Source organism: Streptomyces sp. NPDC048417, from assembly GCF_040651615.1.
Lineage (GTDB): Bacteria > Actinomycetota > Actinomycetes > Streptomycetales > Streptomycetaceae > Streptomyces.
The window spans coordinates 104,067-120,463 of record NZ_JBEZKI010000025.1 but is presented as its reverse complement, the minus strand read 5'-3'; the positions used below and the strand labels follow the sequence as shown (position 1 = coordinate 120,463).

At 68.0% G+C, this 16,397-nt stretch carries 13 protein-coding genes and 2 pseudogenes; 7 read left to right on the top strand and 8 right to left on the bottom strand.

Annotated elements, in window-relative coordinates; genetic code table 11:
* Positions 1-7: 7 nt before the first annotated feature.
* From tesB to AB0D59_RS34610, 3 genes are all read right to left on the bottom strand, one after another.
* Positions 8-874 (bottom strand): acyl-CoA thioesterase II, encoded by an 867-nt coding sequence (gene tesB, locus AB0D59_RS34620; protein WP_362574219.1) that lies wholly within the window; start codon positions 872-874, stop codon positions 8-10.
* 35 nt (positions 875-909) lie between these two features.
* On the bottom strand, positions 910-2,067 hold the full coding sequence (locus tag AB0D59_RS34615; protein ID WP_362574216.1) for an acyl-CoA dehydrogenase family protein: 1,158 nt from the start codon (positions 2,065-2,067) through the stop codon (positions 910-912).
* Between the two features lie 114 nt (positions 2,068-2,181).
* The gene (locus AB0D59_RS34610) at positions 2,182-2,778 is read right to left on the bottom strand and encodes a TetR/AcrR family transcriptional regulator (RefSeq protein ID WP_362574213.1); all 597 of its coding nucleotides are present in this window, start codon (positions 2,776-2,778) and stop codon (positions 2,182-2,184) included.
* Positions 2,779-2,865: 87 nt separating this feature from the next.
* Here AB0D59_RS34610 and AB0D59_RS34605 point away from each other — a divergent pair, with 87 nt between their 5' ends.
* Genes AB0D59_RS34605 through AB0D59_RS34590 form a run of 4 tightly spaced genes read left to right on the top strand, consistent with a single transcriptional unit; the run spans position 2,866 to position 8,523 of the window.
* Positions 2,866-4,482 carry a carboxyl transferase domain-containing protein gene (locus AB0D59_RS34605; protein WP_362574210.1) on the top strand — a complete coding sequence of 539 codons (1,617 nt, stop codon included), beginning with the start codon at positions 2,866-2,868 and terminating at the stop codon, positions 4,480-4,482.
* An 11-nt stretch (positions 4,483-4,493) separates the two neighbouring features.
* A complete protein-coding gene (locus AB0D59_RS34600) occupies positions 4,494-6,413 on the top strand; it encodes a biotin carboxylase N-terminal domain-containing protein (protein ID WP_362574208.1) in 1,920 nt (639 codons plus the stop codon).
* Positions 6,410-7,357 carry a hydroxymethylglutaryl-CoA lyase gene (locus tag AB0D59_RS34595; protein ID WP_362574205.1) on the top strand — a complete coding sequence of 316 codons (948 nt, stop codon included), beginning with the start codon at positions 6,410-6,412 and terminating at the stop codon, positions 7,355-7,357. The genes AB0D59_RS34600 and AB0D59_RS34595 overlap by 4 nt, the downstream gene beginning before the upstream one ends.
* Before the next feature lie 5 nt (positions 7,358-7,362).
* On the top strand, positions 7,363-8,523 hold the full coding sequence (locus tag AB0D59_RS34590; protein WP_362574203.1) for an acyl-CoA dehydrogenase family protein: 1,161 nt from the start codon (positions 7,363-7,365) through the stop codon (positions 8,521-8,523).
* 333 nt (positions 8,524-8,856) lie between these two features.
* Here the strand turns inward: AB0D59_RS34590 and AB0D59_RS34585 are convergent, their stop codons facing one another.
* Positions 8,857-9,570 (bottom strand): carboxymuconolactone decarboxylase family protein, encoded by a 714-nt coding sequence (locus AB0D59_RS34585; RefSeq protein WP_362574202.1) that lies wholly within the window; start codon positions 9,568-9,570, stop codon positions 8,857-8,859.
* Between the two features lie 74 nt (positions 9,571-9,644).
* Here AB0D59_RS34585 and AB0D59_RS34580 point away from each other — a divergent pair, with 74 nt between their 5' ends.
* Together AB0D59_RS34580 and snpA are read left to right on the top strand one after the other, a co-directional pair.
* Positions 9,645-10,283 (top strand): TetR/AcrR family transcriptional regulator, encoded by a 639-nt coding sequence (locus AB0D59_RS34580; RefSeq protein WP_362574199.1) that lies wholly within the window; start codon positions 9,645-9,647, stop codon positions 10,281-10,283.
* A gap of 604 nt (positions 10,284-10,887) precedes the next feature.
* Positions 10,888-11,535: pseudogene (gene snpA / locus AB0D59_RS34575) on the top strand (snapalysin); the annotation flags it as partial.
* A gap of 467 nt (positions 11,536-12,002) precedes the next feature.
* Here snpA and AB0D59_RS34570 read toward each other — a convergent pair.
* From AB0D59_RS34570 to AB0D59_RS34560, 3 genes and pseudogenes are all read right to left on the bottom strand, one after another.
* Positions 12,003-12,251, bottom strand: a pseudogene (locus AB0D59_RS34570) (transposase); the annotation flags it as partial.
* Positions 12,252-12,289: 38 nt separating this feature from the next.
* Positions 12,290-13,234, bottom strand: coding sequence for an IS3 family transposase (locus tag AB0D59_RS34565; RefSeq protein WP_362574196.1), 945 nt, complete (start codon positions 13,232-13,234; stop codon positions 12,290-12,292).
* On the bottom strand, positions 13,164-13,469 hold the full coding sequence (locus tag AB0D59_RS34560) for a transposase (RefSeq protein ID WP_362574193.1): 306 nt from the start codon (positions 13,467-13,469) through the stop codon (positions 13,164-13,166). The genes AB0D59_RS34565 and AB0D59_RS34560 overlap by 71 nt, the downstream gene beginning before the upstream one ends.
* Positions 13,470-13,710: 241 nt before the next feature.
* Between AB0D59_RS34560 and AB0D59_RS34555 the strand changes: the two genes are divergently transcribed.
* Complete coding sequence (locus AB0D59_RS34555) at positions 13,711-15,960, top strand: caspase family protein (RefSeq protein ID WP_362574190.1); 2,250 nt, start codon at positions 13,711-13,713, stop codon at positions 15,958-15,960.
* Between the two features lie 144 nt (positions 15,961-16,104).
* Here AB0D59_RS34555 and AB0D59_RS34550 read toward each other — a convergent pair whose 3' ends face one another.
* Positions 16,105-16,356, bottom strand: coding sequence for a hypothetical protein (locus AB0D59_RS34550; RefSeq protein ID WP_362574187.1), 252 nt, complete (start codon positions 16,354-16,356; stop codon positions 16,105-16,107).
* Between the last annotated feature and the right edge of the window lie 41 nt (positions 16,357-16,397).

The window sequence follows — 16,397 nt, the reverse complement described above, 5'->3', positions numbered from 1 at the left end:
CCCAGTTCTACCTGGGGACGCGGACGACACCCTCCTGGATCACGGAAATGGCCAGTGAACCGTCCTGGGTGTAGATCCGGGCCTGGCCGAGCCCGCGGCCGCCGTACGCCGACGGGGACTCCTGGTCGTACAGCAGCCACTCGTCGGCGCGGAACGGCCGGTGGAACCACATGGCGTGGTCCAGCGAGGCGCCCACCACGTCCCCGACGGCCCAGCCGCCGCGGCCGTGCGCGAGCAGCACGGAGTCCAGCAGGGTCATGTCGGAGACGTACGTCGCGAGCACGACGTGCAGCAGCGGGTCGTCGTCGAGCTTGCCGTTGGTCCGGAACCAGACCTGACTGTGCGGCTCACGCGGCTCGCCGAACTTCCCGTACGGCGGTTCCTCGACGTACCGCAGGTCGATCGCCTCGCGGGCCTCCAGGAACTTCTCCACGACGGCCGGGTCCAGGTGGTCGTAGCCGCGCAGCCGCTGCGCCGAGGTGGGCAGGGTCTCCGGGTCGGGCGCGGGCGGCATCGGGGTCTGGTGGTCGAGGCCGTCCTCGTACGTCTGGAAGGACGCCGAAAGGGCGAAGATCGGCCTGCCGTGCTGGACGGCGACCGCGCGCCGGGTGGTGAAGGAGCGGCCGTCGCGGATCCGCTCGACGTTGTAGACGATGGGCGCGCCCGGGTCGCCGGCGCGCAGGAAGTACGCGTGCAGCGAGTGGGCGTGCCGGTCCGCCGGGACCGTGCGCCCGGCGGCGACCAGCGCCTGGGCCGCCACCTGCCCGCCGAACACGCGCGGGACGACGGCGGACCGGGACTGGCCCCGGAAGATGTTCTCCTCGATCTGCTCCAGGTCGAGCAGATCGAGGAGATCGTTCAGTGCCTGGTTCATGGCACCTTTTCTACTGGCCGGTAATTGCGGGGACCTTACAGGCCCATGTCCTTCGCGATGATCGTCTTCATGATCTCGCTGGTGCCACCGTAGATGCGGTTGACGCGGTTGTCCGCGTACAGGCGGGCGATCGGGTACTCGTTCATGAAGCCGTAGCCGCCGTGCAGCTGGAGGCAGCGGTCGATCACGCGGTGGGCGACCTCGGTGGTGAACAGCTTGGCGCTGGCGGCCTCGGCCGGGGTCAGCTCACCGGCGTCCAGGGCCTCCGTGGCGCGGTCGACGACGGCCTCGGCCGCGTCCACCTCGGCCTGGCAGGCGGCCAGCTCGAACTTGGTGTTCTGGAAGGCGGCGACGGGCTGGCCGAAGACCACCCGCTCCTGCACGTAACTCTTGGCGAACCGGACGGCCGCCTTGGCCTGCGCGTAGGCGCCGAAGGCGATGCCCCAGCGCTCGGAGGCGAGGTTGTGGCCGAGGTAGTAGAAGCCCTTGTTCTCCTCGCCGAGGAGGTCCTCGACGGGGACCTTGACGTCGACGAACGCCAGCTCGGCGGTGTCGGAGGTCTTCAGGCCCAGCTTGTCGAGCTTGCGGCCGACCGAGTAGCCCTCGGCCTTGGTGTCCACCACGAACAGGGAGATGCCGTGGCGGCGGTCCTCCTTGGTGGGCGCGGAGGTGCGGGCGCAGACGATCATGCGGTCGGCGTGCACACCGCCGGTGATGAAGGTCTTGGCGCCGTTGAGGACGTAGTGGGTGCCGTCCTCGGAGAGCTTGGCGGTGGTCTTCATGCCCGCGAGGTCGGAGCCGGTGCCCGGCTCGGTCATCGCGATGGCCCACATCTCCTCGCCGGAGACGAACTTCGGCAGGTACTTCTTCTTCTGCTCGTCGGTGGCGAGCAGCTTTATGTACGGCAGGCCGAGCAGCACGTGCACGCCGGAACCGCCGAAGGAGACGCCGGCGCGGGCGGTCTCCTCGTACAGGACGGCCTCGAACTTGTAGGAGTCGATGCCGGCGCCGCCGTACTCCTCGTCGACGCGGATGCCGAAGACGCCCAGCTCGGCGAGCTTGTAGTAGAAGTCGCGGGGCGCCTGACCGGCCGCGAACCACTCGTCGTACACGGGTACGACCTCGGCCTCGATGAAGGCCCGGAGGGTCTCCCGGAACGCCTCGTGATCCTCGTTGAACAACGTACGGCGCACGGCCGCCACCTCCAGGCACGGTTCATCTGTCTAAGCGCTTGCTCAGACTTCACCGTACCGGTGGGTAGGCGGATGGGTCCAGGGTGGGAGCCGGGGGGATGGGGGTAACGCTCATCACGCCGCCGCGGCCTCGAAGGCGCCTCTCGCCATCCGGTGCAGGAGTACCGCCGTCGTTCCGCGCCCCGGCAGGGAACCCGGCCGGCCCAGGTGCGGGGTCGAGTTCAGGAGGCCGAAGACCGAGTGGACCGCCGAGCGGGCCGCGGGTTCCGGCAGGGCGGGGTAGACCTCGCGGAGGACCTCCACCCACAGTTCGACGTACTGGCGCTGGAGCTGGCGCACCAGCTTGCGGTCGCTGTCGCGCAGCCGGTCCAGCTCCCTGTCGTGCAGGGTGATCAGCGGGCGGTCGTCGAGAGCGAAGTCGATGTGGCCCTCGATGAGGGAGTCCAGGACCGCCGACGGCGCGCTCTGGCCGTCGGCCTCCGCCAGCCGCCGCTTCGCGCCCGTCAGCAGCTGCCCGCTGATCCCCACCAGCAGCTCCGCGAGCATCGCGTCCTTGCCCGGGAAGTGCCGGTAGAGACCGGGCCCGCTGATGCCGACCGCGGCGCCTATCTCGTCCACGCCGACACCGTGGAAGCCGCGCTCGGCGAAGAGCCGGGCGGCCTCCTTGAGGATCTGCTCGCGACGGGTCGGGGCATCGGTTCTCGTGACCATGAGGGCAATTCTAGACAGGGAGGTTAGCGGTCGTTAACCTGAGGGAAATGCGTTAACGCTCATTAACAAAGTGAGGGGATCGCGGGCATGGACCAGGCACCGGAGCTGACGAGCGCGGCAGACCCCGCCTCGGAGGCCTGGCGGGCCAACGAGGAGGCGCACCGCGTCCTCGTCGAGGAGCTGCGCGGCAAGCTCGCCGCGGCCGCGCTGGGCGGCGGCGAGAAGGCGCGGGCCCGGCACACCGCGCGCGGCAAGCTGCTGCCCAGGGACCGGGTGGACGCGCTGCTGGACCCCGGCTCGCCGTTCCTGGAGCTGGCCCCGCTGGCCGCCGAGGGGATGTACGAGGGAGCGGCCCCGGCGGCCGGCGTGATCGCCGGGATCGGGCGGGTCAGCGGCCGCGAGTGCGTGATCGTCGCCAATGACGCCACGGTCAAGGGCGGCACGTACTACCCGATGACCGTGAAGAAGCACCTGCGGGCCCAGGAGGTGGCCCTCGACAACCGGCTCCCCTGCCTCTACCTGGTGGACTCCGGCGGTGCCTTCCTGCCCATGCAGGACGACGTCTTCCCGGACCGCGACCACTTCGGGCGGATCTTCTACAACCAGGCCCGGATGTCGGGGGCCGGGATCCCGCAGATCGCGGCCGTCCTCGGGTCGTGCACCGCCGGCGGCGCGTACGTACCGGCGATGAGCGACGAGGCGGTGATCGTCCGCAACCAGGGCACGATCTTCCTCGGCGGCCCGCCGCTGGTGAAGGCGGCCACCGGTGAGGTCGTCACCGCGGAGGAGCTGGGCGGCGGCGAGGTGCACTCCCGCGTCTCCGGCGTCACCGACCACCTCGCCGAGGACGACGCCCACGCGCTGCGGATCGTCCGGAACATCGTCGCCACCCTCCCCGCCCGCCGCGACCTGCCCTGGACGGTCACCCCGGTCGTCGAGCCGAAGGTCGACCCCTACGGCCTCTACGGCGCCGTCCCGGTCGACTCCCGCACCCCCTACGACGTCCGCGAGATCATCGCCCGGATCGTCGACGGGTCCCGGTTCGCCGAGTTCAAGAGCGAGTTCGGGCAGACCCTGGTCACCGGCTTCGCCCGCATCCACGGCCACCCGGTCGGGATCATCGGCAACAACGGCATCCTCTTCTCCGAGTCCGCCCAGAAGGGCGCCCACTTCATCGAGCTGTGCGACCAGCGCGGCATCCCGCTGGTGTTCCTGCAGAACATCTCCGGCTTCATGGTGGGCAAGGACTACGAGGCCGGCGGCATCGCCAAGCACGGCGCCAAGATGGTCACGGCGGTGGCCTGCACCCGGGTCCCGAAACTGACCGTCGTGGTCGGCGGCTCCTACGGCGCCGGGAACTACTCCATGTGCGGCCGGGCCTACTCCCCCCGCTTCCTGTGGATGTGGCCGAACGCCAAGATCTCGGTGATGGGCGGCGAACAGGCCGCGTCGGTCCTCGCCACGGTGAAGCGGGACCAGCTGGAGGCCCGGGGCGAGTCCTGGCCGGCCGAGGACGAGGAGGCCTTCAAGGCGCCCGTCCGCGCGCAGTACGAGCGCCAGGGCAACGCCTACTACGCGACCGCCCGGCTCTGGGACGACGGGGTCATCGACCCCCTCGAGACCCGCCAGGTGCTGGGCCTCGCGCTGACGGCCTGTGGCAACGCGCCGCTGGGTGAGCCCCAGTTCGGCGTCTTCCGGATGTGAGGAGGGGACTCGTGTTCGACACCGTACTCGTGGCCAACCGGGGCGAGATCGCCGTCCGGGTCATCCGTACGCTGCGGTCGCTGGGCGTGCGCTCGGTGGCGGTGTACTCCGACGCCGACGCGGACGCCCGGCACGTCCGGGAGGCCGACACGGCGGTACGGCTCGGTCCGGCGCCGGCCGGCGAGAGCTATCTGTCCGTGGAACGGCTGCTGACGGCGGCCGCAGTGAGCGGTGCCCAGGCGGTCCACCCCGGGTACGGCTTCCTCGCCGAGAACGCCGCCTTCGCGCGCGCCTGCGAGGAGGCGGGGCTGGTGTTCATCGGCCCGCCGGCGGACGCGATCGCACTGATGGGCGACAAGATCCGCGCGAAGGAGACGGTGGGCGCGGCCGGGGTGCCGGTAGTACCGGGTGGCCGTGACCCCGAACTCGCGGACGCCGCCCGCGCGTTGGGCGCACCCGTGCTGCTCAAGCCCTCCGCGGGCGGAGGCGGCAAGGGCATGCGGCTGGTGCGCGATCTGACGCTGCTGGACGAGGAGATCGCCGCCGCCCGCCGCGAGGCCCGCGCCTCCTTCGGCGACGACACGCTCCTCGTCGAGCGGTGGGTCGACCGCCCCCGGCACATCGAGATCCAGATACTGGCCGACGGTCACGGCAACGTGGTGCACCTGGGCGAGCGCGAGTGCTCGCTCCAGCGCCGGCACCAGAAGGTCATCGAGGAGGCGCCGTCGGTCCTGCTGGACGAACGGACGCGGGCCGCGATGGGCGAGGCGGCGGTGCAGGCGGCCCGCTCGTGCGGGTACCGGGGCGCGGGGACCGTGGAGTTCATCGTGCCGGGCGGCGACCCTTCGTCGTACTACTTCATGGAGATGAACACCCGCCTCCAGGTGGAGCATCCCGTCACTGAGCTCGTCACCGGCCTCGACCTGGTGGAGTGGCAGCTACGGGTGGCGGCCGGGGAGCGGCTCGGGTTCACGCAGGAGGACGTCCGGCTGACCGGGCACGCGGTGGAGGCCCGGATCTGCGCCGAGGACCCGGCGCGCGGGTTCCTGCCCACCGGCGGCACGGTGCTGCTGCTGAACGAGCCGTCGGGCGACGGCGTCCGCACCGACTCCGGGCTCAGCGAGGGCACCGAGGTCGGCAGCCTCTACGACCCGATGCTGTCCAAGGTGATCGCGTACGGCCCGGACCGGGAGACCGCGCTCCGGAAGCTGCGCGGGGCCCTCGCGGAGACGGCCACGCTGGGCGTGGGGACCAACGCCGGGTTCCTGCGCCGGCTCCTTGCCCATCCGGCGGTGGTGGCGGGCGAGTTGGACACGGGGCTGGTGGAGCGGGTGGTGGACGAGCTGGTCTCCACCGACGTACCGGACGAGGTGTACGAGGCGGCGGCGGCCGTACGGCTGGAGGCGCTGAAGCCCGTCGCCGGCGCGGGCTGGGCTGACCCCTTCTCGGTACCCAGCGGCTGGCGGCTCGGCGGCACGCCCAGGCCGGTCGGCTTCCACCTCCGGGTGCAGGAGCCGGTGGAGTACGCCCCGCGCGGCACGCACTCCGTCGCTCCCGACCGCGTGTCGGTCACCCTGGACGGCGTCCGCCACACCTTCCTCCACACCGCCGACTGGATCGGCCGCGACGGCGACGCCTGGCAGGTCCGCGACCACGACCCGGTCGCCGCGTCCCTGAACCGGGCCGCGCACGCGGGCGCCGACTCCCTCACCGCACCCATGCCCGGCACGGTGACCGTCGTGAAGGTCGCCGTCGGGGATCAGGTGATCGCCGGTCAGAGCCTGTTGGTGGTGGAGGCGATGAAGATGGAGCACGTCATCTCCGCCCCGCACGCCGGCACGGTCGCCGAGCTGGATGTGAAACCGGGCGCCACGGTCGCCATGGACCAGGTGCTGGCCGTGATCGCCCCGCACGAGGAGGAGACCGTATGACCACCCCGGAGACCGGCCTCCCCATGGTCGTACCGGCGACCGATCTGCCCGCCCGCGTCCGGATCCACGAGGTCGGCGCGCGCGACGGCCTGCAGAACGAGAAGTCGACCGTACCGACGTCGGTGAAGGCCGAGTTCGTCCACCGCCTGGCCGACGCGGGCCTGACGACGATCGAGGCGACCAGCTTCGTACACCCCAAGTGGGTGCCCCAACTGGCCGACGCGGAGGACCTGTTCCCCCAGCTCGCGGACCTTCGGGAGGTCGCGCTCCCCGTCCTCGTCCCCAACCAGCGCGGCCTGGACCGCGCCCTGGCCCTCGGCGCCCGCCGGGTCGCCGTCTTCGCCAGCGCCACCGAGTCCTTCGCCAAGGCCAACCTCAACCGCACGGTGGACGAGTCCCTGGCCGTCTTCGACCCGGTCGTCCGGCAGGCGAAGGACGCCGGCGCCCATGTCCGCGGTTACGTCTCGATGTGCTTCGGCGACCCCTGGGAGGGCGCCGTCCCCCTCCACCAGGTGGTCAGGGTCTGCCAGGCACTGCGGGACATGGGCTGCGACGAACTGAGCCTCGGCGACACGATCGGCGTGGCCACCCCCGGCCACGTCCTGGAACTCCTCTCCCTCCTCAACGAGGAAGGCGTGCCGACGAACGTCATCGGCGTGCACTTCCACGACACCTACGGCCAGGCGCTCGCGAACACCTACGCGGCCCTGGAACACGGCGTGACGACGGTCGACGCGTCCGCCGGCGGCCTCGGCGGCTGCCCGTACGCCAAGTCCGCCACCGGCAACCTCGCCACCGAGGACCTGGTCTGGATGCTCCAGGGCCTCGGCATCGAGACCGGAGTCGACCTCGGCAGACTCACCGCCACCAGCGTGTGGATGGCCGAACAACTGGGCCGACCCAGCCCGTCCCGTACCGTCCGCGCCCTCTCCCACCAGGAGTGACGACCATGGACCACCGCCTCTCCCCCGAACTGGACGAACTCCGCCGCACGGTGGAGGAGTTCGCCCACGACGTCGTGGCGCCGAAGATCGGCGACTTCTACGAGCGGCACGAGTTCCCGTACGAGATCGTCCGCGAGATGGGCCGCATGGGCCTGTTCGGGCTGCCGTTCCCCGAGGAGTACGGCGGGATGGGCGGCGACTATCTCGCGCTCGGCATCGCCCTGGAGGAACTGGCCCGGGTCGACTCGTCGGTGGCGATCACGCTCGAGGCCGGGGTCTCGCTGGGCGCCATGCCCATCCACCTCTTCGGCACGGAGGACCAGAAGCGGGAATGGCTCCCCCGCCTCTGCTCGGGCGAGATCCTCGGCGCGTTCGGCCTCACCGAACCCGACGGCGGCAGCGACGCGGGCGCGACCCGTACGACGGCCAGGCTGGACCCCGCGACCGACGAATGGGTGATCAACGGCACCAAGTGCTTCATCACCAACTCGGGCACGGACATCACGGGGCTGGTCACCGTCACCGCCGTCACCGGCCGCAAGCCCGACGGCAAGCCGCTGATCTCCGCGATCATCGTCCCCTCGGGCACCCCCGGCTTCACGGTCGCCGCGCCCTACTCCAAGGTCGGCTGGAACGCCTCGGACACCCGTGAGCTGTCCTTCGCCGACGTCCGGGTCCCCGCCGCCAACCTCCTCGGCGAGGAGGGCCGCGGCTACGCCGGGTTCCTGCGCATCCTCGACGAGGGCCGCGTCGCCATCGCGGCCCTGGCGACCGGCCTGGCCCAGGGCTGCGTGGACGAGTCGGTGCGATACGCGAAGGAACGCCACGCCTTCGGCCGGCCGATCGGCGCCAACCAGGCCATCCAGTTCAAGATCGCCGACATGGAGATGAAGGCCCACACGGCCCGGCTGGCCTGGCGGGACGCGGCGTCGCGGCTGGTCGCCGGGGAGCCGTTCAAGAAGGAGGCGGCGCTCGCCAAGCTCTACTCCTCCACCGTCGCCGTGGACAACGCCCGCGACGCCACCCAGGTGCACGGCGGCTACGGCTTCATGAACGAGTACCCGGTGGCCCGGATGTGGCGCGACTCCAAGATCCTGGAGATCGGGGAGGGCACGAGCGAGGTCCAGCGGATGCTGATCGCACGGGAGCTGGGGCTGGTCGGCTGAGCCTGTCCCGCCCCGGAGAGCCGGAACGGGGGTGCGATGCCGGGCCGCGTGCGCCGGGAATGATCCGGAGGAGACAGCCCGCCCGCCCCGGCCAGTGGCGTGGCTGACGACCGGGTGCGGGCCATCCGGGCAAGGCGCCGGGCCCGTACGGCATGGTGTTAGGGCCGTGGCGCCCTGCGGGGGGACGCGGATGTCTCTCCCCCCGCAGGAGGGTCCCGTGAGTGTTCCCAGCCCCCGAGTGACGTATCGGTTGTCGCGGTCACGAGGCGCCGCCGATCTGCTCGTACTGGTCGCACAGGGCGGTGAGGGCCCCCGGGGGGAGGCGGCAGGCGGTCAGGCGCCCCAGGCCATCTGCTCACCCTGCGGTTGCTCCTGGTCGGCCAGCAGCGCGTCGAGGACGTTCATGGCGCGCCAGGTCCGCGTCATCCCGAACGTTGCGGTGGCGCGTACGGCTGCGCGGACCTCGTCGGGCGTCGCCCCCGCGCCCAGCGCACGGCCGACGTGGGCGCGGAAACTCTCCTGGAGGGTTTGGTACAGGACGTCCACGGTCAGGGTGGCGAACGCCCGCTCGCGGACACTGATCCGGGACATGCCGGCGCGCATCCGCGACTGCAGGTCCATGTAGTCGGCGAAGCCCGGATCGAGGGTGCGCACCTCGGCGCGCATCGCGGCGGGCATGGGGCTGCCCGTGCCGTCCGCGTTCACCTCATGGCCTTGGCCGGTCGGCCCGGGCAGGCCGTACTCGCGCTCGATCTCAGCCAGCCGCTCCAGGGCGGCCAGCGCCGCCGGGTAGCCGCTGTCGTAGGAGATGAAGCGGAGCAACTCGCGCAGGTCGTCGGCGTCGAGGCCGTTGTCCAGGGCGGCTCGCACGTGCAGTTCGTAAGGCATGCCGAGGACCTGCTCGCAGACGTCGGCCACGAGGTTGAGCAGGATCCGCTCTCGCGGCGTCAGCGCCGTTCCGTTTCCGACGAGTTGGAAGCTTGCGGCGGCCATCTCAGCGAACACGGGGTCCAGGTCCTTGACCGTGGTCTGGGTCGGCAGCGTCATGGTGACTCCCCTTGAGTGAACGACTGTAGGGCTACAACTGTAGCCCTACAGCCCGGCGCCTACAATGCCGAATCATGGATGCGACCACCCCGGCCCCGAAGCCCGCCCGCACGGCGCCGCGCGGCCGCAACCCGCGCGGCCAGGGCGAGCGACTGCGCGCCGAGATCGTCGACGCGGCGCTGCGACTGCTGGACGAACTCGCCGACGACCAGGCCCTGTCGCTGCGTGCGGTCGCCCGCGAAGTAGGCATCGCCGCGACCTCCGTCTACATCCACTTCGCCGACCGTGACGCGCTGGTACTGGCCGCGCTGGAGCACTGCCACACGGGCCTGCTGCACGCGGTGGACGACGCGGAGTCAGGCGCCGCCGACCCAGTGGCCGCGCTGCGCGCCCGGACTGCGTTGCTCGGGGTGTGGTCGGGCGAGCACCCGGGGCTGTACAAGGTGCTGCACGAGAGCACGCTCAACCGGCGCACGGACATGTCCTTCAAGGACGAGATGGCCAAGCGCACGACCGCGGCGATCCGCCGCTGCATGGACGCCGGGCTGGCGCCCCGCGGCGACGCGGAGACCGTCTCCCTGGACCTGCGCACCGCCGTCCACGGCGCTGTCTCGCTGCGCGTCAATCAGCCCGAGCTGCCCTGGCCCCCGCTGGAGGAACAGGTGGACCGGTTCCTGGTGAAACTGGTCGGCATCCGACCCAAGGAAGGGTGACGGCGGCGTGACGTGCGGCGAGACGGCCCGGCATCGCGGGGCCTGACGCACCTTCGGCGAGCCGTCGGCGGAGGCGCCGCAGACGGGTGACCTGACATACCGACACAGGCGGCGCTCCACCACCCGATATGCATCACTTTGACCCGACTGGCGACGACCCGGCCCGCATAGTCGCGAAGCCACCCAGAAGCCCATGTTCTATGACGTCAGTCACAGCGCTCCATCAATCCACCGTCGTACATAGTAGACACGACGTGGAAGACATTTAAGCATTTGTCCGTCTTGGACCAGATGTGGATCCCGATGCGCGTCCGGGAATTCCGCCCGGCCGACCGGCACGCTCACTGCCCTGCGGGGCAGGGCTTCTGACGTCGCGACAGCTTTGCCGCCGGCCGCCATATGCGGACCAAAGACCCGCGCACTGCCCTGGCGAGGTCCTGGCACCTACTAGGCGACCTAGTTGACGGGACCCTTTGCGCTCCCTGTCAAGCCGTTCTAAGAATGTCGACTCACAGGACGTCGCCGCAGTTCGGAACCGGTGTTTCCCGCAGATTCGACCGCGCACCGGGCGCTCGGCGTCACCGAGTGAGTAGGAGCCCCCCACATGAAGTCGTCCCGAACGTCCGCGAGACTCCTCACTCTCGCTCTCGGCCTCGGTCTGGCCTCCAGCGCGCTGGGCGCGGCGGTGCCGGCGAGCGCCCGGACGGCCGCCACCCCGTCCGCCTCCGCCGGGACCTCCGTGGCGCGGTACGACGGGTCGTCCGAGGAGGCCGCCGGCAACAAGGCGTTCTTCGCGGCCGTGCTCAAGTCGGTCGCCGAGAGGCGCGCCGCCCAGCCCGACGCGCAGGCGGTGACCATCTACTACGACGCCTCCCGGGCACCGAGCTTCCGTTCGCAGATAGCGAGCGCGGCCTCGATATGGAACAGCTCCGAGTCCCACGTCAAACTCCAGGAGGCGTCGAGCGGCGCCGCCGCCGACTTCTCCTACTACGAGGGCAACGACCAGCGCGGGTCGCACGCCTCCACCAACGGCCACGGCAGCGGCTACGTCTTCCTCGACTACTCCCAGAGCCGGCAGTATGACTCGATCCGCGTCGCCACCCACGAGACCGGGCACGTGCTGGGCCTGGCGGACGACTACGGCGGCCCGTGCAGTGAGCTGATGTCGGGCGGCACCGCCGGCCCGTCCTGCACCAACCGCTACCCGGACGCCGCCGAGCGCTCGCGTGTCGACCAGCTGTGGTCCACCGGAGGGGCGCAGGCCCCGGGCACGGCGAACCAGCCGGCCGAGCAGCCGAGCGCCGCACCGCCGGTACAGACCTCACCGCCGGTACAGACCTCACCGCCGGTACTGACCTCACCGCCGGTACTGACCGTGCCGCCGGTACTGACCGTGCCGGGAGGCGGTCCGGGGCGCCCGTTCCCCGGCATGCCCTGGAGTTGATCGCGTTCCCACGTGGGAGGCGGCTCGCTGCCGAGGACGGCTTCAGCTGGTGCTTCGTACGGCTGTCCTCGGAGGGCGAAGCCGCTCGTGTGGTCGTGGGGTGGTGGGCGCCGCTCGGGGGCGGCCACCGGGGTTCATGGGCGGAAGACCATCAGAGGCAGGACAGGTCGTGGGGCAGTGCGCAGGCGTCGTCACGCAGATGCAGCCTGCGGAGCTCCTGGACCAGGCCGACGGGAAAGGGATGCAGCATCCACTTGGCGCGATAGCCAGCCTCCCCTGGCCCGCACCGCGTGCGCTGCCTGTCGGTCCGTCAGGTTCTCAACGAATTGCAGCACGCTTACCAGGGCGAGCTGTCCTGGCGAGATGCCAGGCCGACCGCGGTCTCCGAACGCCTCGCGGAACTCCTCGTTCGAGAAGACTGACCCGAGTTGGTCACGGATCCGCATGGCAAGACACCCCTTCGGGAACGCAGCATGTGCGACCGCACTCGTTCCATCCGGAACACCGACAGAAGCCGATCCCATCGACACAGCCGCCACCCCCTGTCGTAGGGCGACCCCATTCACGCGCCCCTGACCAGCAGGATCCGTCTCGCCGCCTGCCTCCGACCGAGTGATCGACGCAAATTCCCTCGAATTGGGCAACAGGGTCTTTCGATGGAGGTGAAGATCTCGGCGCGGGCAGTGGTCCGGTCGGGCCAGCGGCGGGTGCCGATCTCGGCTTTCATCAGCGCGAAGAAGCTCTCGGCGGCGGCATTAGCGTAGCACGAGCCGGTTCGTCCCATGCTCTGCCGCAGCCCCAACCGGCGTATTTCCCGACGGAGTTCGTCAGCGGTGTACTCCGCTCCGCGGTCCGAGTGCACGATGCAGGCGGGCTGGAGGCCGCTGCGGCCGGCGGCCATCGTCAGTGCGTCGACCACCAGGGATGCGCGGTGGTGGTCGGCCATCGAGTAGCCGACGATCTCGCGGGTCGCCAGGTCCAGCCACGTCGCCAGATACAGCCAGCCCTCGTCGGTGGGGATGTAGGTGATGTCACCGACCAGTTTCCGCCCCGGAGCGGCGGCCGTGAAGTCGCGGCCGATCAGGTCGTGAGCGGGCACCGCCTTCTTCGCCGGACGGGTCAGCGACCGGCGCTTGCGCCGGGTGACCCCGGTGATGCCGCGCTCACGCATGATCCGCTCCACTCGCTTGCGGTTGACCCGCCGGTCCAGCCTGCGCAGTTCGGCATGAATGCGCGGCACTCCGTAGGTGCACCGGGAGGCGATGTGCAAGACGGTGATCTCGTGGGCCAGGGCGTCGTCCGCGGCCCGGCGGGCGGCGCGGGCCTGCTCGCCGGCCATCCAGGCGTAGAAGGAGGAGCGGGCCACCTTCAGCAGCCGGCACACAGAGCGACTGGGTGGGTGGTCTTCTCCGCCTCGATGAACGCATACACGTCGTTCATCGATCGCTCTCCTTCGCGAAGAAGACCGCCGCTTTTCGCAGCACTTCGATCGTCTCGGCCTGCTCACGGTTCTGCCGTCGTAGCCGACGCAGTTCTTCCCGCTCCGCGCTCGTGAGCTCGCCCGGCGTCCCCTGCCCGCGGTCGATCGTGTCCTGCTCGACCCACTTCCGCAGGCCCTCGGCGCTGACCCCGATCTCCCGGGCCACCTCGGTGACGGTCTTGCCGGAGGAGCGGACCAGCGCGACCGCGTCGCGCTTGAACTCCTCCGGGTACCGCCTACTGCGGTTGCTCTTGCTTCCCACCTGGCACTACTTCCTCTGGAACCTCACGTCCCAGTCTCCAGGTGTCCAACATCAAGGGAAAGCTTCACCCTGATGACCTCATTCGATCTCGGGTAACGAGGGGGATGTGGGCACCTTTCTCGATCGATTGGTGCCCTCGCGATGGGAGACCAGAAGATGACCTTGGGTAAACCCGTTGGAACTGCGGTAGCCGTGCCAGGAAGGCGTTAAGATCCAGTGACCTACACCACAAGGGGGGCCTGTGGGGCTTGCGCTAGCACTGACAGTCGGTATCACTGCTTACCGCGACCGGTGGACTTCTCTCCCCAGCGCCGAGCACGACGTAGACCAGGTGGCAGAGATACTTACAATGCCGGAATATGATTTTTCGGTCAGTCGTTTGGTGAACGAGGAAGCCACCAAGTCATCCATTCTGCGATGGCTACTTGAAGCCCGAAACTCTGGCGCGGACAAGATTCTATTCTACTTTTCAGGGCATGGAGCTTCCACTGATCTTGGGAATTTCCTGGTAACCCACGACAATAGGGAATTCGACGAGGGAATCCCACTGTCGGATATTCTTAGAATTTTGGAGCCCTCAGAGGAGTCCAGCACGCAGGTACTCGTACTCTTGGACTGCTGCCATGCCGGAGGGGCCCTTACAGGAAAGGAAAAGTCTGCTCTCCGTGTGGAGAATTTGAAGAATTCCGAAGTCACTCAGACGGTACGACAGGCAAATCCCTCATCGGCTGTCATTGCGGCTTGTACTGAAAACCAAGTCGCTTGGGAGGTTAACAACCTGGGACATGGCGTATTCACCTATTACCTGATTTCTGCCCTGGCTGGTGGCGCAGCTGATCACGCAGGGCTAGTGACTGCTCACAGCGTCTATAGCGTAATTTCGCGTGGAATGTCCGAGAGGGAGGGCAGAGAGCAGCACCCAGTATTTGGCGGGCGAGTCCAGGGAGAGTTGGTAATTGGTCGAGGCTTCACTCCCCAATTGGCACCCCCGAGGATCGAGTCCGAGTATGCAAGGTTTGAGGCGGAGGCCCGGGAGTTCCTAGACGACTATAATCGCTTCAAGTCCAGCTACGATATTTCGTCATGGCGGACGGAGGGGCATTACGCAGCGTCGCGAAGGCTGGAGAATATTTCGAAATGGTTTGACGAGAAAGACAGAATTCAAGGGCTCCCTACTCGCCCTCTCTATAAGCAAGCACGCGATACGCTGACGAGGTACCAGACAGAGCTTGGACTGATCGAGGTAGGCACTAAAATGCGGGAAGGAGTAGTTGAATCTCAGATTGGTGCGGGCGGATTCGGGACCGTGTGGAAGGTCCGGATCGAGGGCGAAGAGAAAGATTGCGCCTACAAGGTCTATCATCCTTACGAGCTCCATGACCGCGAGAAGGTGAAACGCTTTCGAAACGGCTACGAAGCGATGAAACTGCTTTCGCACCCGCGCATCGTCAAAGTATCTCGCTACAGTACATGCCCAACGGGATTTGTCATGGACTATGTCGATGGCAGTGATTTGCGGAAGCTTCGCCCAGCCACTTTCATGGTTCCAGGCGACATTATAAATCTTCTCCTGGAGGCCGCAGAAGCGATCGAACACGCCCACGATCACGGGGTTATTCATCGCGACATCAAGCCCGAGAATATTGTTTGCAAATACTCGCAGGAGGGCATCTACCGGCCGTACCTAACAGACTTCGATCTCGCATGGTTTAGTACCCAAACCCAGAGGGCCACGAAAAGCGCAATGGGTGTCGTCTATTACGCCGCCCCCGAGCAGTATATTTCCTTTGACCCTAGGGCTGCACACAGCCGTAATCCCACCCTTGACGTTTTCTCCTTCGGCCAGTTGATGTTCTTCTGCTTCGCCGACCGTGACCCCGACCCTCTCAATATCGCGGGAAATGCAGAGACGCTGTCTCGCAAGGTGGGTGCGGTTTGCCCAAATGAGACAGTTGTGAAGCTCGTGGCCCTTTATGAAGGCTGCGCCAAATTTGAGCCGAGGGGGCGGATTCAGACTTTCTCGGAAGTTGTTTCCCGATTGAGAGAGATTGGCTCGGAGCTTGCGCATACTGATCTTGAGAAGCTGTTGACAGCATCTCAATATATCAACGAAGTCATCTATCAGTTGACTCATGAATTTCAACGACGAAATGACGTCACATCCTTCACTAATGCTTCCGGAGGTTGGCAGGCTTCGATCGAATGGAAGGAGAAGCTCAGGGGCAAAAATTTCGAGCCCCTTCTCGTCCTTCGTCTTGAGTCGACGAGCCGCGCGTCTTTGGAGAATGTAAAGAACGAGCGGATGCGGAAAATCCTCAATCGAAGGGTGGAGCAAGCACTGTCAACCGAGAGGGGTAGAGCACGACGATATGACGGCCGTAAGGGCACCTATGAGGTCTTCATAGAGTGGTTCCCCGATCGCATGGTGCGGAGTGACGCAATAGACCTTGCGGAAGCACTGCGCGGCGTATTTGGAGTCCTTGAGTCTTAGCAGACGGCCGATGGAGTCGGGTGCTCCAGCGCGGCACGGGCGCTGGCCGGGCTGGAGCGGGGCCGAGACAGGAGCGCAGGCCGGCCGGGGTCGGGCGCGGTGAGCGGAGCGAGCCGCCTTGAACCAGTAGAGAAATTTTGTAACTCACTGGCTGGTAGCGGTACTGCCGTCCGGTTCTGAGCTTCGATCCTCGGCGATGCGGCGGCCGTGTTCGGCGGCTCGCAGCAAGGCATGGGCCACATGTTCAGCGTCATCCGGACGTAGGTAGATCTCATCGGTCCAGAGCACTGACAGCCGGACGGTGCCGTTCAGCAGGTTGGTTGCCACGTCTACCTCGACGCCAGTCCCAGTAACGTCGCTGACGTTCAAGTCCTGGTCGCTGCTGTAGGCACTCATGCAGATGAGCATGCCTGAGGTCCAGCCCAAGAGAGACGCCG

Coding starts and splice junctions, on each gene's coding strand:
- tesB (WP_362574219.1), bottom strand. CDS start 874: ATGAACCAGGCACTGAACGATCTCCTCGATCTGCTCGACCTGGAGCAG.
- AB0D59_RS34610 (WP_362574213.1), bottom strand. CDS start 2,778: ATGGTCACGAGAACCGATGCCCCGACCCGTCGCGAGCAGATCCTCAAG.
- AB0D59_RS34605 (WP_362574210.1), top strand. CDS start 2,866: ATGGACCAGGCACCGGAGCTGACGAGCGCGGCAGACCCCGCCTCGGAG.
- AB0D59_RS34595 (WP_362574205.1), top strand. CDS start 6,410: ATGACCACCCCGGAGACCGGCCTCCCCATGGTCGTACCGGCGACCGAT.
- AB0D59_RS34590 (WP_362574203.1), top strand. CDS start 7,363: ATGGACCACCGCCTCTCCCCCGAACTGGACGAACTCCGCCGCACGGTG.
- AB0D59_RS34585 (WP_362574202.1), bottom strand. CDS start 9,570: ATGACGCTGCCGACCCAGACCACGGTCAAGGACCTGGACCCCGTGTTC.
- AB0D59_RS34580 (WP_362574199.1), top strand. CDS start 9,645: ATGGATGCGACCACCCCGGCCCCGAAGCCCGCCCGCACGGCGCCGCGC.
- AB0D59_RS34550 (WP_362574187.1), bottom strand. CDS start 16,356: ATGAGTGCCTACAGCAGCGACCAGGACTTGAACGTCAGCGACGTTACT.